The organism is Achromobacter sp. Marseille-Q4962, assembly GCF_943737005.1.
In the GTDB taxonomy this organism is placed as follows: domain Bacteria; phylum Pseudomonadota; class Gammaproteobacteria; order Burkholderiales; family Burkholderiaceae_B; genus Achromobacter.
The window spans coordinates 56,998-76,213 of sequence record NZ_CALSFU010000014.1 but is presented as its reverse complement, the minus strand read 5'-3'; the positions used below and the strand labels follow the sequence as shown (position 1 = coordinate 76,213).

The following is a 19,216-nucleotide window of genomic DNA, read 5'->3' as shown; positions in this document are numbered from 1 at the left end:
CCAGATTACCGCATTTCAGCCATTCGTTCGCGCATCCCCGGCCCACGCCCTGGTGGAAACCGGCGGGCCCGCAGACAGCGCCCGCGAGCCCGCCACGCCCCGGGACGCCGTCTCCGAGCCAGGGCGCCGCGGAGCCGGCGCCGCCGGTCCGCGGGCGTGCCCCTCATGTGGAGAGCGCCGCGGGCGCTTCGGAAGCGGGTTTACTTCTCGACGTTGCGCAGCCGGATGTGCAGCTCGCGCAGCTGCTTCTCGTCGACTTCCGAGGGCGCCTGGGTGAGGAGGTCCTGGGCGCGCTGGGTCTTGGGGAAGGCGATGACGTCGCGGATCGATTCGGCGCCGGTCATCATGGTGACGATGCGGTCCAGACCGAAGGCGATGCCGCCGTGCGGCGGCGCGCCGTACTGCAGCGCGTCGAGCAGGAAGCCGAATTTCTCGCGGGCCTCTTCGGGGCCGATCTTCAGGGCGCGGAACACCTTGCTCTGCACGTCCTCGCGGTGGATACGCACCGAGCCGCCGCCGATTTCCCAGCCGTTGAGCACCATGTCGTAGGCCTTGGCGTAGGCCTTGCTCGGGTCGGATTCGAGGAAGTCCTCGTGGCCGTCCTTGGGGCTGGTGAAGGGATGGTGGGCGGCGGTGTAGCGGCCGTCTTCCTCGTCGTATTCGAACATGGGGAAGTCGACCACCCACAGCGGCTTCCAGCCCCCGGTGGACAGGCCGTTCTTCTTGCCGAATTCGCTGTGGCCGATCTTCACGCGCAGCGCGCCGATGGCGTCGTTGACGACCTTCTCGCGGTCGGCGCCGAAGAAGATGATGTCGCCGTTCTGGGCGCCGGTGCGCTTGATGAGCTCGGCCAGCGCGGCGTCGTGCAGGTTCTTGACGATGGGCGATTGCAGGCCGTCGCGGCCCTTGGCCACGTCGTTGACCTTGATATAGGCCAGGCCCTTGGCGCCGTAGATGCCCACGAACTGGGTGTAGGCGTCGATCTCGCTGCGCGACAGCTCGGCGCCGCCCGGCACGCGCAGGGCCACCACGCGGCTGCCGGGCGCGGCGGCCGCGGCGGCAAACACCTTGAAGTCCACGTCGCGCATGACGTCGGTCATGTCGGTGAATTCGAGGTTAACGCGCAGGTCGGGCTTGTCCGAGCCGTAGCGGCGCATGGCTTCGGTCCACGGCATGATGGGGAACGGCGCGGGCAGGTCGACGTTCTGCACCACCTTGAACACGTGGCGGATCATGTTCTCGAAGATCTCGCGGATCTCGACTTCATCGAGGAAGGAGGTTTCGCAATCGATCTGGGTGAACTCGGGCTGGCGGTCGGCGCGCAGGTCTTCGTCGCGGAAGCACTTGGTGATCTGGTAGTAGCGGTCGAAGCCGGACACCATCAGCATCTGCTTGAAGAGCTGGGGCGACTGCGGCAGCGCGAAGAAGTGGCCGGGGTTCACGCGCGAAGGCACCAGGTAGTCGCGCGCGCCTTCGGGCGTGCTCTTGGTGAGCATCGGGGTTTCGATGTCGATGAAGCCGAGCTGGTCCAGGAACTTGCGCACTTCGATGGAGACGCGGTAGCGCAGCATGAGGTTGCGCTGCATCTGCGGACGGCGCAGGTCCAGCACGCGGTGCGTCAGGCGCGTGGTTTCCGACAGGTTGTCGTCGTCGAGCTGGAAGGGCGGCGTCACCGAGGCGTTGAGGATTTCCACTTCCTTGCACAGCACTTCCACCTCGCCGGAGGCCAGGTCGGGATTGGCCGTGCCGGCGGGACGCTCGCGCACCAGGCCGGTCACGCGGATGCAGAATTCGTTGCGCAGGCGTTCGGCCGTGGCGAAGGCGGCGTTGTCCGGATCGAACACGATCTGCGCCAGGCCGGCGCGGTCGCGCAGGTCGATGAAGATGACCCCGCCGTGGTCGCGGCGGCGGTTCACCCAGCCGAACAGGGTGACGGTCTGGCCGAGATGGTCACGGCAAACCTGGCCGGTGTAGCAGGTACGCATGCGGGATGACTCCGTTGTGTGTGCTTGGTTGTAGCGTAAGGGTTACGAATCGGCGCCGGGCCGACCACACCCATGGAAACGATGTACTTCAGCGCCGCATCGACGCTCATGTCCAGGTCGATGGTGTCGGCGCGCGGCACCATCAGGAAGAACCCCGAGGTGGGGTTCGGCGTGGTGGGCACGTAGACGCTGATGAGATCGCTGGCCAGCTTGTCGGCCACCTCGCCGCTGGGCGTGCCAGTGACGAAGGCGATGGTCCAGGCGCCCGCGCGCGGATACTGCACCAGCACGGCGCGCCGGAAGGCCTGGCCGTTGGGCGCCAGCACGGTGTCGCTGACCTGCTTGACCGAGTTGTAGATCGACCGCACCAGGGGAATGCGCCCCAGCAGCCTCTCCCACTGCTCGACCATGCTGCGGCCGATGAGGTTGGCGGCGAACACCCCCGTCAGAAGCACCACCACGATGACCAGCACGAAACGGAAGCCGGGAATGTCGATGCCGAACAGGGATTCGGCCGACAGGAAGCTGGGCACGAACCCTTCCAGGGTGGCGATCAGCAGACCCAGCACCCATACCGTGATGACCAGCGGCACCCAGATCAGCAGGCCGGTGATGAAGTACTTCTTGATGACGCGCATACGCATCGCATGCGCTCTAGGTGGCCGCGGACGAACCGGCGGCCGGCGATCCGGCGGCCGGCGCACCGGCGGCCGGCGAACCGGAGGACGACTCCGCGGCCGGGCTGGCGGCGGGCGCGGATTCCGACGACGGGGACGAACCGGCAGGCGCGCCCTGGCCGCCGCTGCCGTTGCCGCGGAAGTCGGTGACGTACCAGCCGGAGCCCTTGAGCTGGAAACCGGCCGCAGTGACCTGCTTGGTGAACGTGCTTGCGCCGCAGGCCGGGCAGACCGTCAGCGGCGCGTCGGAGATTTTCTGCAGGACGTCCTTGGCATGGCCGCAGGCGCTGCACTTGTAGGCGTAGATGGGCATCGGAACTTCCGGGCTCGGCCCGGCGCATTCAAAGTCGCCGCCCGCCCGCCGCGCGGCGCCGGTCGGAACCGGGCCGCCCGGCGGATGGGCAAGGCAGGGAAAATACGGGAAAGTCTTGAATTTTAGCGGGTTTTCTCGAAGCGTCGGCGCCCGCCGGTCTGCCCGCCCGCGCACGGCGGGCGGCGGCGGCTCCCGCCGGGCCGGCCGCCGCGGCCGGCGCGCCCGCCCGGCACGCCCTATACGGGCAGCAGGAACATCAGGGCGGCCACGGCCGTGGGGCCGGCCGCGCACAGGAACAGACGGCCCGAGGAGATGCTGCCGTCGGGGAAATGGTTCTTGAGGATGGCGAAGCCCGCCGGGTTGGGCGCATTGGCGATCACCGTCAGCCCGCCGCCCGTCACCGCGCCGGCCACCAGCATGTAGTGCCAGACGGTGCTGGTGCCTTCGACCAGCGAGCCCAGGTAGGTCAGGGCCGCGTTGTCGGTGACGGCCGTCAGGGCGGTGGCGCCCCAGAACAGCACGAAGGGCTCCAGCCCGCCCAGCAGATCCTGCAGCCACCATTTCTGCAGGCCGCCCAGCACCACCAGGCCGGCCAGGAAGAACCCCACCATCAGGCCTTCCTTGATGAGCAGCCGGTTCTGGTGGCGCTTGTAGGCCTCGGCAAAGCCGATGAACATCATGAGCAGGCCCAGGAAGATCGCGGGATGGTGCGCGGTGAGCACCACGGCCACCAGAATGGCCATGTGCACCGCGGTCACGGGCCAGGGCACGGGCGGGCGCGGCTGCGCGCCGTCGGGCGCGTCCACGCCGCCGCCGGTGCCCACCTCGCCGTCGAGCAGCACCTTGCGGCAGACCAGCGTGAGCAGCGCGGCGTTCAGGCACACCGCCAGGGCCGCGCGCCAGCCGAAATGCGCCAGCATGAAACCCGTGTCCCAGCCGAAGGACGAAGCCACCATGAGCACGGGCGGCGCGGCGTAGGCCGTGAGCACGCCGCCGATGGACACGTTGACGAACAGCACGCCCAGCGTCAGGTACTTGAAGCCCGTCCGCCCGCTGGTGCGGAAATAGGCGTCGCGCAGCAGGATGGCGGCCAGGGTCATGGCGGCCGGCTCCGTGATGAACGAACCGCCCAGCGGAACCAGCGACATCACCACGAAGAAGGTGGCCAGTTCGCGGCGCACCGGCAGCAGCCGCGCCACCACGCGCACCAGCTGCCCCACCAGGTCGAGGATGGGCCGGCTGGAAGCCACCACCATGATGACGAAGACGAACAGCGGCTCGGTGAAGTTGCGCGTGTCCATGTACTCGATGGCGTGCGACGGACCCGACAGCGCCGCCATCGCAACGATGAGCACGAAGGCCCATACGCCGAACACCGCCTCGACCTCGGAGAACAGATGCCAGATGCCCGCATGCGGCCCGCCGCGATGCGCGAGCCGCGCGAACACGGGCACGGAAAACGTGTGGAGGACCGCCACCGCGAACAGCAGGGTGGCGATGAGTTCCATGGAGTGAGGCATATCGAGAGCTTTGGGAATGAGCGCCGGCGCCTGGAAAGCGCGGCCCGGCAGCACGGACAAGCGACGGACTATACCGCAGCGTCCCGTCGCGGCCACTCAGGGAGATTGCTAGGGCGCGCCTGCACTCCCGGGTCTCCGCCCCGCGCGCAGCCTGCCTATCAGGCGATCGGAGCCACCGGCTCGCCGCCTTCCTTTTCCGCCTTCATCTCGCACAGCAGGCTGTGCAGCATTTCGGTGGACAGGCCGTGCAGCACCAGCCGGTAGCCGGCGCGCAAGGTCGACATCGGCACCAGCGGATGCTTGTTGTTGACCAGGATGAGGTGCTGCGGCGCGCCCAGCAGCTTGGCCGCGTAGATGCCGATGGTCTCGTCGAGCTGCAGCGAGTTGGCCGCGCGCCAGAAGTCGTTGTCGGTCAGCATGAGCTGGTAGAGCGGCGTGAAGAGCTCGATGGCGCTTTGCAGGTCGAGGAAGTTGAGCCGGCCGTGCGGCAGGTCTTCGAGCCGCAGGCCGGGGTCGCGGATCATGCCGAAATCCACCTCGGCCGGCGCGTGCATCTCCACGCCGGCCTCGCGCAGCGCCTGGTTCAGCCGGATGACGAAGTTGAAGAGGTTGAGGTCATGCTTGACGAACAGCTCGTCCTTGAGGTCGTCGATCTCGCGCGGCTCCAGCGGCGTGGTGCTGACGGGCACGGGCGAATTGGCGGCGATGAAGGACAGGATCTGCGCGCCCAGGTGGAAATGCCGCAGGATCAGCCAGTTGGCCTCGGGCGAGACGAAGCGCTTGAGCCCCCAGGCCAGGATGCGGTGCAGCAGGCGCGAGTGCGACCAGCGGCGCGGCAGGAAGGTCTTGACGATCTGGATGAGGATGATGAAGGCGCGCGCCAGCGGCCGCAGGAACGGCAGCAGGTACTGGCGCGACGCGCTGCTGGAGTCCGTGAGCCAGGCGCGCTTGACCTCGTCGGGCAGCGGCGTGCTGCGGTCCAGGTACAGCGCCAGCCAGGGGCTGGGGTCGGCCGGGTCGTGGCCCTGCGCCAGGAAATCCGGTTGGGGACTCATGCCGGGTCCTCCTCCATGACGTGATGGAACTGCATCAGGTACAGGGCCGCGGTGCGCCTTGCGGTGTCCACGATGCGGCGCTCGGCGCGCCCGTCCTCGTCGCAATCCAGCGCCAGCTCCACCGCCGACAGCCAGCGCGCCAGGTGATGCTCGTCGTTGTGGCCGTGGTATTCCAGAAAGCGGAAGGCATCGGGCGGCAGCCGGAGGCTGGCCTTGAGCAGGGGCAGCAGCGCCGGCACGATGCGCTGGCCCGTGCCTTCGATGATGTAGATCGCGCCCAGCAGGCCGATCGGGTCGCGCGTGGCGGCCAGGCCGTGCAGGTAGGCGTTCAGTGCCTCGCCGCCCGGATTGCGGCGCAGCGCGTCGATGTCCTCTGCCGTGCCGCCGGCGTTGCGGTAGTCCCGGAACAGGATCTCGAAATCGTTCTGCTCCTCGCCGGCGTGGGTGTCGATCAGCGCGGCCAGCGGCCGGTAGGGCTCGCTGAGCGAGGCCGCGCCTTCGCGCATCCATTTGCTGCCTTCGCGCACCTGCGGAATCCACTGCGCCATCCAGTTCAGGTAGTCGTCGGTGGTGAACCGGCGGTTGCGCAGGCGCCGCACCAGCGGCGTGCGCCAGACGCGCGAGCGGTAGTCGTGCCAGATCGAGGCCAGTTCGGTGAGCAGCTGGCCCAGGCCCTGGGGCGCGGCGGCCGGGTCGTGCGGCGGCGCAATGGCCTGCGCGTCGGCGCTGTGCGCGTCGGAGACGCCGGCCGGCGCGCGGGCCGGCGCTTGCGGGGCGGCGGATGCCCGCGCCGGCCCGTCGGCCGCTTCGGCCTCCAGCAGCATGTAGGCGGTCATGAAGCGGCCGGACTCGGGGATGTAGCAGAAGATCTGTTCGCCCGGCCTGACCTCGCGCGTTTCGAGGAACTCGGCCAGCATGATGAGAATGGACGCCGCGCCCGTATTGCCGCGCCAGGCCAGGTTGCTGAACCAGCGCTCGCGCGCGATGGCCAGGCCGGCCTTCTCCATGAGGTCGGCCACCACCGGAATGAACTTCTCCGACGAATAGTGGCAGAGGAAGTGGTCCACCTGGTCCGGATCGACCCAGCCATCGCGCACCAGCTTGGCGTACTCGTGGATGCCGATGTCGAACAGGTGCGGCAGCAGCCGGATGTCCTGGCGCAGCGACAGCGCGCCGTCGGCCTCGGCGTCGCTCCAGGACGGATAGTCCAGGTGCCCCTTGCTGCGGTCGGCCGACAGGCCGAGCTGCATGCAGACCGGGTAGTCGCCCGAGAACGAGCGCTGGTGGACCCACTTGAGCCGCAGCCGCACGCCTTGCGACGCGCCGGGCAGCGCGCCCTCTCCCTTGCCCAGCAGCACCGCGCCGGCGCCGTCCGAGAGCATCCAGCGCAGGAAATGCGCGTCGAAGTCGGCGTCGTAGCCGCGCGCGGCGAACCGCGACCGCTTGAAAAGGCGCGACGGCAGCTCGCTGGCCACGGCCAGCGCGCGCGCATGCCCGCCCATCTCCACGCCCTGCGCCGCCGCCTGGATCGCCGACACGCCGGCGGCGCAGATGCCGTGCACCGACAGCGCTTCCATGGGCGGCGCCGCGAGTTCGGCCTGGATCATGTTGGCAAAGCCCGGCATCAGCGCGTCGCCGCCCGACGAACCGCTGGCCAGCAGCGACACGTCGGCCAGCCCGGCCCGGGCGCGGCCCAGGCAGTCGCGGATGGCCTGGCTGGCGAGCTGCGCATTGCTGTAGCGCGTGGCCCCGTCCGGGCCGATGGCGTAGTAGCGCTGGCGGATGCCGTTCTCGGCCAGGATGCGCTGCTTGATGCGTCCCGACAGCCGGTTGAGCGGCGCGATGTAGTGGTCCATTTCCTCGTTGGAAACGGGCTCGCCCGGCATGAAATAGCCGGCGCTTTCGAGGTAGACGCGATGAAAGGCAATGGGCATGCGTGGGTTTTCCCTCAGGAGTGGCTCGGGCGCCCGGGCGTCATGCGCGAACGGGTGCGGCAGCGCGGCAGCACCGTTCCCAGCACGAAGACGCGGAACATGTAGGGCACGAGGCCCGGCTCGTTGAGCGACGGGTCGACCCGTGCGCAGTAATGGTTGTTGTGCAGGGCGGTCAGCTCCGACCAGTGCGCGCGCGGATTCTCGTGATGCGCGGTGTGCAGGCCGATATTGAAGAGCAGCGGATTGACCAGCCCCTCGAAGTTGCGCGCGTAGCTCAGGCGGGCGACGCGCTGCGGCCCGCCGTCGGCGTGCGCGTGCTGCAGGTAATTGGTGGCCAGCAGCCAGTGCAGCCCGTGCAGCTGCGGCACGATGACGAACAGCAGCGCCTTGGCCGGGTCCAGCGCCAGCAGCCCTCCCCACAACCCGAGCCAGGCCGCGTACTGGCCCATGCAATAGCGCCACGCGCCCGGCCAGTGGCGGCGCAGCCGGCCCAGCCAGGCGAAGAAGAGCGGGTACAGCACCCACACCGCCTGCGCGGGGTGGATGAGATAGCCCCAGAGATGATTGGTGTCGCCGCCGAAGCGATAGGTGCGCGCCGCGTCGCGCGGGCCGTGCTTGTAGCGGTGGTGATTGGCCACGTGCGCGGGGAAGAACACAAAGGTGGGATGCCCCTGCAGCAGCGTGATGGCGTAGTCGGTGAGGCGATTGGCGGCGCGTCCGCGCCACATGCGCAGGTGCGTGTGGTTGTGGTGGATGACGCCGATGCCCAGCGTCAGGAACAGCATCAGCCCATAGAGCGGCCACCAGAATCCATGCACCCACTGCCAGGCCGCCAGCGCGGGCAGCGCCGCCAGGTAGGCCAGGCTCTGCCAGTCGCGCCGGTTGCGCAGGCGCGGCAGCCGGGCGCGCTCAGGACGCATGGCCCTGCGCCGTCTGGCGCCGCGCGTGCGTGCGCAGCTGGGCGTCGGCGGCATCGGCCGCCAGCCGCGTGCCGAACAGGCGGTCCATGAAGGTGAACTGGAACCCGTAATTGCCGTGGTAGCAGGCGTGGTGCAGATGGTGCCGGCGGCTGGCGGCAAACCAGTGCGAATACGACACGCCGGGAAAGAAGTCGTAGTTGGCGTGGCCCACGCAATTGAAGAACAGGCTGAAAAGCGGCACCGAGAACAGCGACCAGAAGCTGAAGTCGTGCACCACCATGGGCAGCAGGATGACGTTGCCCAGCATCAGCGCCTCCAGCGGATGGAAGCTGTAGGTGGAAAACGGCGTGGTCACCACCGAGCGGTGGTGCGGCAGGTGGAAACGCCTGAGCAGGCGCGTGTGCAGCAGGCGATGGTTGATCCAGAAATGCACGTCGTTCCAGGCCAGCAGGAACAGGATCTCCAGCGTGATCCGCCCCCAGCCCGCGTCCGGGTCCAGCCGCGCCCAGCCCAGCTTCAGCAGCCCCCAGGGAAAAATCATGCCGGTGCCGAACAGCAGCACCGACACGCCGGACTGCGCCAGCTCGCGCCGCAGCTGGCCGGGCGCCAGCGGCCGCGGATCGAGCGGCCGGCCGATGCCCAGCGCGGGCAGGATGTGGTGCGTGAGCAGCCACGTGACCGCGCCGAACAGAAGATAGATGCCGCCGAAGAACAGCAGGCCCGCCAGCATGACCTGCCAGGCGGAAAGCGCTTCAAAAGCTTGGGCCATATTTGGGGCCTCACCCGGGGAATGGGCGCATCATAAGCAATCCGGCCCGGGGCGGTCGAACTGTTAATTACAAAATAATTCCGGACGCCACAAACTCCGACGACCTCCCGGTTCAGGGCGGGGGAAAGCGGCCGTCCAGCTCGGCTGCGGCCGCCGCCATCCGCGCCGCCAGCGCGGCGCTGGCCGCCGGCATCGGCGCGCGCAGCTCGGCGCGCATCAGGCCTTGCTGCGCCAGCAGCGCCTTCACCGGGCCCGGGTTCGGCTCGGCGAACGCCAGCCGGATCAGCGGCGCCAGCCCGTGGAACAGCGTGCGCGCCCGCTCCAGCTGCTGCGCGCGCACCGCGCGGTCCAGCGCCACGAACAGGTCCGGCCGGATGTGGGCCGCCGCGGCGATCATGCCGCTGGCGCCCAGGCAGCGCAGCGCGAACGCCTGCAGGTCTTCGCCGGCCAGCACGCGCAGCCGGCCGTCGGCGATCAGCGCAGCCGACTTGTCCAGCGAACCGCCACAGTCCTTGATGGCGGCAATGTTGGGATGCGCCGCCAGCGCCAGCAGCGTGTCCAGCGCCAGCTCGGCGCCGGTCCGGTACGGGATGTCGTAGAGCATGAGCGGAAACGGCGCCCTGTCGGCCAGGGCGCGGAAATACGCCGCCGCGCCTTCCTGGCCCGGCCGCACGTAGTACGGAGCCGGCGCCAGGATGCCGGCGAGCGGCCGCGTGCCGAAGGCGGCCAGGCGGCGCAGCGCGTGGCCCTGGTGGTTGCCCGCCAGCCCCATCGCCACCGGCAGCCCGTCGGCCTCGCCCAGCACAGCGTCCAGCACGGCCAGCTGTTCGGCGTCGTCCAGGGCGGCGGCTTCGCCGGTGCTGCCGCAGACCACCAGGCCGTCCACGCCGGCGACCCGCAGGTGGCGCACCAGGCGCCGCAGCGCGGCGCCGTCGACCGCGCCATGGGAAAAGGGGGTGACGAGCGGAATCCAGACGCCCTGGAAGACGGAATCGGGGGATGACATGAACACTCCTTCAGTAAACGGACCGAGGGGAAGAACCGTTCAGAAGTGCTCGGGAAGACCGCCGGGGAAGATGCGCGCGCCGCCTGGCGCCGCCGCGAAGCCGCTGTTCCGTCGCCCATCTGACGGAACGGCACGCTCCGGTCAGACGAGCGGCTGTTTTTTGGATTTCAGGCCGGCAGCGGCCAGCGCCGCGCACGGGGCGCGGGAAAAGCTGGCGGACGGCGGAACCTGGATCATGGGAAAGCGGAAAACGACCGGCGATGCGGGAAGGGCAATCTACCCGCCACGCCGGCGGCTGTCAACGCGGGCGCGCGCAAGCGGGCGCGCGCAAGTAGGCGGGCGCAAGCAGGCGGGCGCTCAGCCCAGGCTGTCGATGAAGACGCGGCACAGCGCCTCCATGCCCTGGCGGTCGTCGTCGTCGAAGCGGCCGGGCAGCGGGCTGTCCACATCCCAGACGCCGATCAGCTCGCCGCGATGCACCAGCGGCACCACGATTTCCGAACGCGACGCCGCGTCGCAGGCGATGTGGCCGGGAAAGGCGTCGACGTCGGCCACCACCTGGGTCTGGCGCTGGCTGGCCGCCGCGCCGCACACGCCGCGGCCGAGCGGAATGCGCACGCAGGCCGGCTTGCCCTGGAACGGCCCCAGCACCAGCTCGGCGCCGTCGTAGAAGTAGAAGCCGGCCCAGTTCAGGCCGGGCAGCGCGTTGAACGCCAGCGCGCTCAGATTGGCGGCGTTGGCGATGCGGTCGCGCTCGCCTTCGAGCAGGGCGCGGGCCTGGGCGGCCAGCCCGGCATACAGCTCGGGCTTGGATGCGGCGGAAAGGGCAGCGGCGTGGAACATGGCGGGAAAAATGTAACTGTACCGGCGGTTTTCGATGCAAGTGATTTTAGGCGCCGCGTGCGCAAAAAGGGCCGGCCCGCCGCCGTATGTGACAATAGGCGCCTTACTCCGAGGGGCGGCAGGCCGAAGGCGTCCGCCTCCCGGGCGCCTCTTTTTCCTCTTCTTCCTCAAGAAGCACTTCCATGGACAAGCCTATCGAACCTGCGTTTTCCTTCTCGGAACGCGCCCAGCAGCTCACCAGTTCCGCCATCCGCGAGATTCTCAAGGTAACGGAGCGCCCCGAAGTCATTTCGTTCGCCGGCGGCCTGCCGGCGCCGGCGGGCTTTCCGGTGGAAGTCGTGCGAGCCGCGTTCGACAAGGTATTGGCCACCAACGGCCGCGCAGCCCTGCAGTACGGCCCCACGGAAGGCTACCGTCCCTTGCGCGAGTGGGTCGCGGCCGACCTCGCCGCCGCCGGCGCCCAGGTCTCGCCCGAGCAGATCCTCATCGTGTCGGGCTCGCAGCAGGCGCTGGACCTGCTGGGCAAGGTGCTGATCGACAAGGACAGCAAGGTGCTGGTCGAAGACCCCAGCTACCTGGGCGCGCTGCAGTCGTTCAGCCTGTACCAGCCGCAGTACGTGCCCGTGCCCACCGACGAGGGCGGCCTGATTCCCGAGGCCATCACCCCCGAACTGGCCGCGGGCGCGCGCTTCCTGTATGCGCTGCCCAACTTCCAGAACCCCACCGGCCGCACCCTGAGCCTGGAGCGCCGCATCGCCCTGCTCAAGCGCGCCGCCGAGCTCGGCCTGGCCATCATCGAAGACGACCCCTACGGCGAGCTGCGCTACGCCGGCGAACCGCAGCCTGGCCTTTTCACCCTGGCCGCCGAATACGGCGCCAATGTGGTCCGCCTGGGCACCTTCTCCAAGGTGCTGGCGCCCGGCCTGCGCCTGGGCTTCATCGCCGCCGCCCGCCCCATCATCGACAAGCTGGTGCAGGCCAAGCAGGCCACCGACCTGCACACGCCCACGCTGACGCAGATGGCGGTGTATGAAATCGTCAAGGACGGTTTCCTGCAGGAGCATCTGCCCAAGGTGCGCGAAATCTACCGCAAGCAGGGTCGCTGCATGCTGGAGGCCATCGAGCGCGAGTTCCCCGACACCGTGAGCTGGACGCGCCCCGAAGGCGGCATGTTCCTGTGGGTGACGCTGCCCGGCCACATCGACAGCACCGCCCTGCTGCAGAAGGCCATCGAGCAGAACGTGGCCTTCGTGCCCGGCGCGCCGTTCTACAGCGGCGGCGGGCGCGCCAACACCATGCGCCTGAGCTTCGCCACCGTGCCCGAAGACAAGATCCGCGCCGGCATCGCCATCCTGGGCAAGCTGCTCAAGGAATACACGGCCTGACCGCCGCCTCGCCGACGGCCGGGTGCAATGCCCGGCCGTCGTTGTTTTATGCTGTCCGTTTCGAGTTCCCGTCACCGCGATTACCGTGAGCGCCCCCAACTCCACTCCCGCCGATCTCAGCGACATCGTCTTTACCGACTGGGTTGAACGCTGGCTTCCCCGGTCGTGGCGCCCCTATGCGCGCCTCTGCCGGCTCGACCGGCCCATCGGCACCTGGCTGACGCTGCTGCCGTGCATTGCGGCGCTGGTGCAGGCCGCGGGCGGCCTGCCCGACCTGAAGCGCCTCATCGTCTTTTCGCTGGGCGCGCTGCTCATGCGCGGCATCGGCTGCACGGTCAACGACATGTGCGACCGCAACTTCGACAAGCACGTGGAGCGCACGCGCTTCCGACCGCTCACCAGCGGCCAGTTGAGCATGCGCAACGCGGTCTGGTTCCTGCTGGGCCAGCTGCTGGTGTGCGGATCGCTGCTTTTCTTCATCAACGAGATGAGCCGTTGGCTGGCCGTGGCGGTGTTGCCCTTCGTCTTCATCTATCCGCTGTGCAAGCGCGTGACCTACTGGCCGCAGGTGGTGCTGGGCATCTGCTTCAACTGGGGCATGCTGATGGCCTGGTCCGACACGCAGAACCAGGTGCCCCTGGCCGCCATCGCCATGTGGGCCGGCGCGGTGCTGTGGCAGGTGGGCTACGACAGCATCTACGCCTACGTGGACGTGCGCGACGACCGCAGGCTGGGCCTGCATTCCACCGCCATGCGCTTCGGCGACCAGGGCAAGCTCTGGATCGGCGGCTTCTACCTCGCAACCGTGGCGCTGTGGGCCTGGGGCGGCTACGCCATGGGCATGTCGCGGGCCTACTTCGTGGGCATGGCGGTCGTGGCGCTGCACCTGGCCTGGCAGCTCAAGGTGTTCGACATCCAGCGCCCGGACCGCAATTTCATGCTGTTCCGCGCCAATCTCTGGCTGGGCGTGCTGCTCATCGCCGCCGCGCTGGCGGGCGCGCTGATCGCCTGAACCCCGCTGCGCCGGCGCAGCGCGCCGACGCAACGCGCCGGCACGTTGTGCAGGGAGACGGGCTGGGCGAAGATGGTGCCTGGCCCTTTTACCGGAGACGCGCTCCCATGTTCCCCGTCCTCAAGTCCCTGGCCGCGGCGTGCGCGGCCGCGCTGCTCGCCCCTGCCGCGCACGCCGCGGCCGATTGCGCCGCGCAGCGCGGCTGCGCCGCCAAGATCTGCCATGTCGAAAACGACATCGCCGCCGCCCAGGCCCAGAACAACAGCCGCCGCGAGGCCGGTCTGCGCAAAGCACTGGCCGAAACCCAGGCCCATTGCACCGACGAGCGCCTGCAGGCCCGGCGCGAGGCCGACGTGCGCGAGAAACAGGAAAAGGTCGAAGAGCGCGAACGCGAGCTTGCCGAGGCCCGCGGCAAGGGCAAGCCGGACAAGATCGCCAAGGCGCAGCGCAAGCTGCAGGAAGCGCGGACCGACTACGACCGGGCGCTGGCCGAACTGAACCGCTAGCGTGCTGTCCCGCAGATACGCCCCCGGCCGCTTGTACGGGCGGCCGCCGCCTTGGCCCGCCATCTCATGGAAATATCACCACCTATGGTGCCATTTGGCGAAATCTATGATGATTAGCCAATAATATGGAAAAATGTTTTCAGGCAATCCGGGTTTATCCCAGGGTGTTTTGAGCACAGAATGCAACTCATCGGGACACAGCAAGCGAACCCCCAGCAATCCAGCCCGAGGTTCGGCTCCCAGCTCAAGAGACACGGAGGTCTGCCATGAAAACCCTTGCTACCGCTTTGATGTTGTCCATGTCCGTTCTGGCCGCCGGCGCCCAGGCCGCCGAAACCGACCAGGGCCCCAGCCGCGCCCAGATCCAGGCCGAACTGCAACAGGCCAAGGCGTCGGGCCAATACACCTTCGGCGAAGAAGGCTACCCCGCCGCCATTCCCGCGCAGTCCACGCTGAGCGCGCAGGACGTGCAAACCGAAATGGCGCAGGCCAAGCTGGCCGGCGAAGTGACGTTCGGCAACCTGGACTACCCGCCCGTGGCGCAAGCCGAGTCCACCTCGGTGTCGCGTGCCGACGTGCAGGCGCAGCTGGCCCAGGCCAAGGACGAAGGCGTCGTCACCTTCGGCAACCTGGACTATCCGCCGGTGCGCGGCTGATCGCCCCCAAGGGCGCTTCCCGGCGCCCACCCCAGCCCTCCAGCCCGCTGGAGGGCTTTGCGTTTATGACGATCCGTCATTTCGTAAAGTCGAATCGACATAAATAGCAGGCATTTCGATGAATTGCCTGCTACACATCGGCGGTCCCCCGTCTTAGGATGTGGACATCTCCTCTCGCATCCGGAGTTCCGCCATGGCCGTCACCTCTCCCAAACCCATTCTGCTGCTGGGCGCCGGCAAGATCGGCTTTGCGATCGCCCTCATGCTCCAGCGCAGCGGCGCCTACCAGGTTCTGGCCGTCGACCAGGACGCGGCGCGGCTGCGGGCCGTGGCGGCGCTGGGGTGCGACACGTTGCTCGCGGCCGACGACGACACGATCGCCCGGGCCATGCGCGGACGCGATGCGGTGGTCAATGCGCTGCCGTTTCACCGCGCGGTCGCGGTGGCGACCCTGGCCGCCCGCGCCGGCGTGCATTATTTCGACCTGACCGAAGACGTGGCCAGCACCCATGCCATCCAGGCACTGGGCCGCGAAGCGCGCAGCGTGCTCATGCCCCAGTGCGGGCTGGCGCCGGGCTTCATCGGCATCGTCGGCAATGCGCTGGCCCGCCGCTTCGACCCCTTGCTGGACCTGCGCATGCGCGTGGGTGCGCTGCCGCGCTATCCGTCCAACGCCTTGCGCTACAACCTGACCTGGAGCACCGAGGGGCTGATCAACGAGTATTGCAATCCCTGCGAGGCCATCGTCGACGGCCGGCTGACCGCCGTGGCCGCGCTGGAAGGCTATGAGACCTTCACGCTGGACGGCGTGGAGTACGAGGCCTTCAATACCTCGGGCGGACTGGGCACCCTGCCCGCCACGCTGGCAGGCAAGGCGCGCAACGTGGACTACAAGTCCGTGCGCTACCCCGGCCATTGCGCACAGATGAAGCTGCTGCTCAATGACCTGCGCCTGCGCGACCGGCGCGAGCTGCTCAAGGAGATTCTGGAGGCGGCCATTCCCGCCACCGACCAGGACGTGATCATTGTTCTGGTGACGGCCAGCGGCCGGCGCCACGGCCGCCTGGAAGAAGAATCGCACCCGGCGCGCATCTACGGCGCCGAGCTCGGCGGCCACAGGCTGAGCGCCATCCAGCTATCGACCGCGGCCGGCATCTGCGCCGCGCTGGACCTGGTGGCCGAGGGCGCGCTGCCCGCGCGCGGCTTCGTGGGCCAGGAAGCGATCGCCCTGGACACCCTGCTGCAGAACCGCTACGGACGCGTTTATGCGGGCCAGCCTCCGGCGCTGGAGGACGCCGCCCGCGCACGGGCAAGCCGGCCCCGCGCCGTTCCGGCCTGAACCTTGTTGAGGGCCCGGCGACGGCTCAGGCCCAGCCTTCCAGCCGCCGCGTGGCGCGGATCAGCCGCTGCTCTTCTTGTTCGATGTCGGCCAGGCTCTGGCGCACGCTGTCCACGTGGTCGGCGGCCGCCTTGCGCGCCTGTTCGGGCTGGCGCGCCATTACGGCGTGATAGATCCGCGCGTGCTGGCGGTCGATCTGGCGCTTCTCGGGCTGGCGGTGGTAGAGGTTGTTCACGCAGGCGAACACCGAACCCAGCAGCAGGTCGGTGAGCGACTGCAGCGTATGCACCAGCACCGGGTTGTGCGAAGCCTCGCAAATGGCGAGGTGGAAGGCGTGGTCGAGATGGGCGTGGCGCGCGGTGTCGGTCGCGGCGCCCTGCGCGGCCATCATTTCGTCGTAGCGGCGCCGGATCATGATGAAATCGGCCTCGGTGGCGCGAATGGCGGCAAGCCGCGCCGATTCGGCTTCCAGCAGCGAGCGCACTTCGAGCAGGTCGTACAGGGTGCGCGGCTGCGAATTGAACAAGTGCATCAGCGGCCCGGCGTCCACCTGGGAAATGCGCGCCACGTACGAGCCCTTGCCCTGCGCGGTGTGGATGATCTCGCGCGCGCGCAGCAGTTTCAGGCCCTCGCGCAGCGCGCTGCGCGACACGCCGAGCTTTTCCGTCAGGCGGCGCTCCGACGGCAGCGCCTGCCCAGCCTTGAGCACGCCGTCGAGAATCAGGCGCTCGATGCGCTCGGCCACTTCATCCGCCACGGGCCGGGGCCGGGTTTCCGTTTCTGCGTGCATGCGCGCTCCATTACTGGTATGACCAAATCTCGCCACCAGGCGATATGGGTCTGCTCATCCTGATAAGTGACTGATATCTAACCATAAAAATCTGCACCACGCCCTGTGCACCGCACAAAAACTGGTATGACCAGTGCGTTTTGCTATGGACATCGCCCTCCGCCCGGCCGATCATGTCGGAACCGTTTTCCCGGCGCCCGGCGCCAGCCAGACCCCTCGATCCGCAGAGACCCGTATGACGACGCAACGCATCCAGAAACATGGCCTGCAAGTGGCGGCCAATCTCGCCCAGTTCATCGAACAGGAAGCCCTGCCCGGTTCCGGCCTGGACGCCGATGCCTTCTGGCAAGGCTTCGCCGCGCTGGTGCACGACCTGGCGCCGCGCAACCGCGCCCTGCTCGCCGAGCGCGACCGCCTGCAGGCCGAGCTGGATGCCTGGCACCGCGCCCACCCCGGCCCCATCGCCGACGCGGCCGCCTACCGCCAGTTCCTGGAAAGCATCGGCTACCTGCTGCCCCAGCCCGACGAGGTGCGCGCCACCACGGAAAACGTGGACACCGAGATCGCCCGGCAAGCCGGCCCGCAGCTGGTGGTGCCGGTTTCCAACGCGCGCTACGCGCTGAACGCGGCCAACGCCCGCTGGGGCAGCCTGTACGACGCCCTCTACGGCACCGACGCCATTGCCGCCACGCCCGGCGACAGCGGCAAGGGCTACAACCCCGAGCGCGGCCGCGCCGTCATCGCGCGCGCCCGCGCCTTCCTGGACGCCGCCGCCCCGCTGGCGCAGGGCTCGCACGCCGACGCCACCGGCTACGCCGTGGAAAACGGCCAGCTTCGCGTCGCCCTCTCCGGCGGCGCCGTCGCTGCGCTCCAGCGGCCCGCGCAGTTCGCCGGCTACCAGGGCGAGGCGCAGGCGCCCTCGGCCGTGCTGCTCGAAAACCACGGGCTGCACTTCGAGATCCAGATCGACCGCGCCCACGCCATCGGCGCCACCGACGCCGCGGGCGTCAAGGACGTGCTGCTGGAAGCCGCCCTCACCACCATCATGGACTGCGAAGACTCCGTGGCCGCGGTCGACGCCGAGGACAAGGTCCACATCTACCGCAACTGGCTCGGCCTCATGAAGGGCGACCTGGCCGAGGAAGTGAGCAAGGGCGGCAAGACCTTCGTCCGCCGGCTCAACCCCGACCGCCAGTACACGCGCCCCGACGGCTCGTCCCTGACGCTGCATGGCCGCTCGCTGATGTTCGTGCGCAACGTGGGCCACCTCATGACCAACCCGGCCATTCTCGACCGCGACGGCCACGAAATTCCGGAAGGCATGCTCGACGCCGTGGTCACCACGCTGGCCGCCCTGCCCGACCGCCGGAACCGGCGCAACTCGCGCACCGGCTCGGTGTACATCGTGAAGCCCAAGATGCACGGCCCGGCCGAGGTGGCCTTCGCCACCGAGCTGTTCGGCCGCGTCGAAGACCTGCTCAAGCTGCCGCGCAACACCATCAAGATGGGCATCATGGACGAGGAGCGGCGCACCAGCATCAACCTGAAGGCATGCATAGGCGCGGCGAGCGCACGCGTGGCCTTCATCAACACGGGCTTTCTCGACCGCACCGGCGACGAAATGCACTCCAGCATGGAGGCCGGCCCCATGCTGCGCAAGGGCGACATGAAATCCACCGCCTGGATCGCCGCCTACGAGCGCAATAACGTGCTGGTCGGCCTGGACTGCGGCCTGCGCGGCCGCGCCCAGATCGGCAAGGGCATGTGGGCCATGCCCGACATGATGGCGGCCATGCTCGAACAGAAGATCGCCCACCCCAAGGCCGGCGCCAACACGGCCTGGGTGCCCTCGCCCACCGCCGCCACGCTGCACGCACTGCACTACCACCAGGTCGACGTGCAGGCGGTGCAGCAGGAACTCGAACGCACCCGCCTGGCCGACGTGCGCGACGAACTGCTGGGCGGGCTGCTCACCGTGCCGGTCGCCGCCCGGCCCGACTGGTCCGCCGCCGACATCCAGCAGGAGCTGGACAACAACGTGCAGGGCATTCTCGGCTACGTGGTACGCTGGATCGACCAGGGCGTGGGATGCTCCAAGGTGCCCGACATCCACAACGTCGGCCTCATGGAAGACCGCGCCACCCTGCGCATTTCCAGCCAGCACATCGCCAACTGGCTGCGCCACGGCATCACCGACCGCGAGCAGGTCATGGAGACCTTCAAGCGCATGGCCGGGGTGGTGGACGGCCAGAACGCGGGCGACCCGGCCTACCGGCCCATGGCGGGCCATTTCGACACCTCGCTCGCCTTCCAGGCCGCGTGCGCCCTGGTGTTCGAGGGCCTGACGCAGCCCAACGGCTATACCGAACCGCTGCTGCACCGATACCGCCAGGCGTTCAAGGCCGCCCAGGCCTGAAACGCCGCGCCCTGCCCCGCAGGCGGCAGGGCGCGGCCCGGCTGCGCGCGTTCCGGCACGCGGCTTTTAATTTCGCACGACCGTGCTAAA

General features: G+C 68.8%; 17 protein-coding genes. 6 read left to right on the top strand and 11 right to left on the bottom strand.

Annotated elements, in window-relative coordinates:
* Positions 1-200 precede the first annotated feature (200 nt).
* From aspS to msrC, 10 genes are all read right to left on the bottom strand, one after another.
* Entirely contained in the window at positions 201-1,985 is a 1,785-nt protein-coding gene (aspS, locus tag NGJ44_RS14005) for an aspartate--tRNA ligase (protein ID WP_251864289.1), read from the bottom strand.
* Positions 1,913-2,623, bottom strand: coding sequence for a DUF502 domain-containing protein (locus NGJ44_RS14000; RefSeq protein WP_502802132.1), 711 nt, complete (start codon positions 2,621-2,623; stop codon positions 1,913-1,915). The genes aspS and NGJ44_RS14000 overlap by 73 nt, the downstream gene beginning before the upstream one ends.
* 16 nt (positions 2,624-2,639) lie before the next feature.
* On the bottom strand, positions 2,640-2,975 hold the full coding sequence (locus NGJ44_RS13995; protein ID WP_251864287.1) for an FmdB family zinc ribbon protein: 336 nt from the start codon (positions 2,973-2,975) through the stop codon (positions 2,640-2,642).
* 236 nt (positions 2,976-3,211) lie between these two features.
* A complete protein-coding gene (locus NGJ44_RS13990) occupies positions 3,212-4,495 on the bottom strand; it encodes a putative Na+/H+ antiporter (RefSeq protein WP_251864286.1) in 1,284 nt (427 codons plus the stop codon).
* 158 nt (positions 4,496-4,653) lie between these two features.
* Positions 4,654-5,550 carry a DUF6999 family protein gene (locus tag NGJ44_RS13985; RefSeq protein WP_251864285.1) on the bottom strand — a complete coding sequence of 299 codons (897 nt, stop codon included), beginning with the start codon at positions 5,548-5,550 and terminating at the stop codon, positions 4,654-4,656.
* Positions 5,547-7,484 (bottom strand): iron-containing redox enzyme family protein, encoded by a 1,938-nt coding sequence (locus tag NGJ44_RS13980; RefSeq protein ID WP_251864284.1) that lies wholly within the window; start codon positions 7,482-7,484, stop codon positions 5,547-5,549. The genes NGJ44_RS13985 and NGJ44_RS13980 overlap by 4 nt, the downstream gene beginning before the upstream one ends.
* A 14-nt stretch (positions 7,485-7,498) precedes the next feature.
* On the bottom strand, positions 7,499-8,404 hold the full coding sequence (locus NGJ44_RS13975; protein ID WP_251864283.1) for a fatty acid desaturase: 906 nt from the start codon (positions 8,402-8,404) through the stop codon (positions 7,499-7,501).
* Positions 8,394-9,173 (bottom strand): sterol desaturase family protein, encoded by a 780-nt coding sequence (locus tag NGJ44_RS13970; RefSeq protein ID WP_251864282.1) that lies wholly within the window; start codon positions 9,171-9,173, stop codon positions 8,394-8,396. Before NGJ44_RS13970 ends, NGJ44_RS13975 begins: the two co-directional genes overlap by 11 nt.
* Positions 9,174-9,285: 112 nt before the next feature.
* Positions 9,286-10,179 carry a 4-hydroxy-tetrahydrodipicolinate synthase gene (dapA, locus tag NGJ44_RS13965; protein ID WP_251864281.1) on the bottom strand — a complete coding sequence of 298 codons (894 nt, stop codon included), beginning with the start codon at positions 10,177-10,179 and terminating at the stop codon, positions 9,286-9,288.
* A gap of 357 nt (positions 10,180-10,536) precedes the next feature.
* Positions 10,537-11,022, bottom strand: coding sequence for a free L-methionine (R)-S-oxide reductase MsrC (msrC, locus tag NGJ44_RS13960; RefSeq protein WP_251864280.1), 486 nt, complete (start codon positions 11,020-11,022; stop codon positions 10,537-10,539).
* 182 nt (positions 11,023-11,204) lie between these two features.
* Here msrC and NGJ44_RS13955 point away from each other — a divergent pair, with 182 nt between their 5' ends.
* From NGJ44_RS13955 to NGJ44_RS13935, 5 genes are all read left to right on the top strand, one after another.
* Positions 11,205-12,407 carry an aminotransferase-like domain-containing protein gene (locus NGJ44_RS13955; protein ID WP_251864279.1) on the top strand — a complete coding sequence of 401 codons (1,203 nt, stop codon included), beginning with the start codon at positions 11,205-11,207 and terminating at the stop codon, positions 12,405-12,407.
* A gap of 85 nt (positions 12,408-12,492) precedes the next feature.
* A complete protein-coding gene (gene ubiA, locus NGJ44_RS13950; protein WP_251864278.1) occupies positions 12,493-13,419 on the top strand; it encodes a 4-hydroxybenzoate octaprenyltransferase in 927 nt (308 codons plus the stop codon).
* A 107-nt stretch (positions 13,420-13,526) separates the two neighbouring features.
* Positions 13,527-13,925 carry a DUF1090 domain-containing protein gene (locus tag NGJ44_RS13945; RefSeq protein WP_251864277.1) on the top strand — a complete coding sequence of 133 codons (399 nt, stop codon included), beginning with the start codon at positions 13,527-13,529 and terminating at the stop codon, positions 13,923-13,925.
* A gap of 266 nt (positions 13,926-14,191) precedes the next feature.
* The gene (locus NGJ44_RS13940; RefSeq protein WP_251864276.1) at positions 14,192-14,581 is read left to right on the top strand and encodes a DUF4148 domain-containing protein; all 390 of its coding nucleotides are present in this window, start codon (positions 14,192-14,194) and stop codon (positions 14,579-14,581) included.
* A gap of 193 nt (positions 14,582-14,774) precedes the next feature.
* Positions 14,775-15,920 carry a saccharopine dehydrogenase NADP-binding domain-containing protein gene (locus tag NGJ44_RS13935; protein WP_251864275.1) on the top strand — a complete coding sequence of 382 codons (1,146 nt, stop codon included), beginning with the start codon at positions 14,775-14,777 and terminating at the stop codon, positions 15,918-15,920.
* Positions 15,921-15,945: 25 nt separating this feature from the next.
* Here NGJ44_RS13935 and glcC read toward each other — a convergent pair whose 3' ends face one another.
* On the bottom strand, positions 15,946-16,710 hold the full coding sequence (gene glcC, locus NGJ44_RS13930) for a transcriptional regulator GlcC (RefSeq protein WP_251864273.1): 765 nt from the start codon (positions 16,708-16,710) through the stop codon (positions 15,946-15,948).
* A 235-nt stretch (positions 16,711-16,945) separates the two neighbouring features.
* Between glcC and NGJ44_RS13925 the strand changes: the two genes are divergently transcribed.
* Positions 16,946-19,126 carry a malate synthase G gene (locus NGJ44_RS13925; protein WP_251864272.1) on the top strand — a complete coding sequence of 727 codons (2,181 nt, stop codon included), beginning with the start codon at positions 16,946-16,948 and terminating at the stop codon, positions 19,124-19,126.
* The last annotated feature ends 90 nt before the right edge of the window (positions 19,127-19,216 follow it).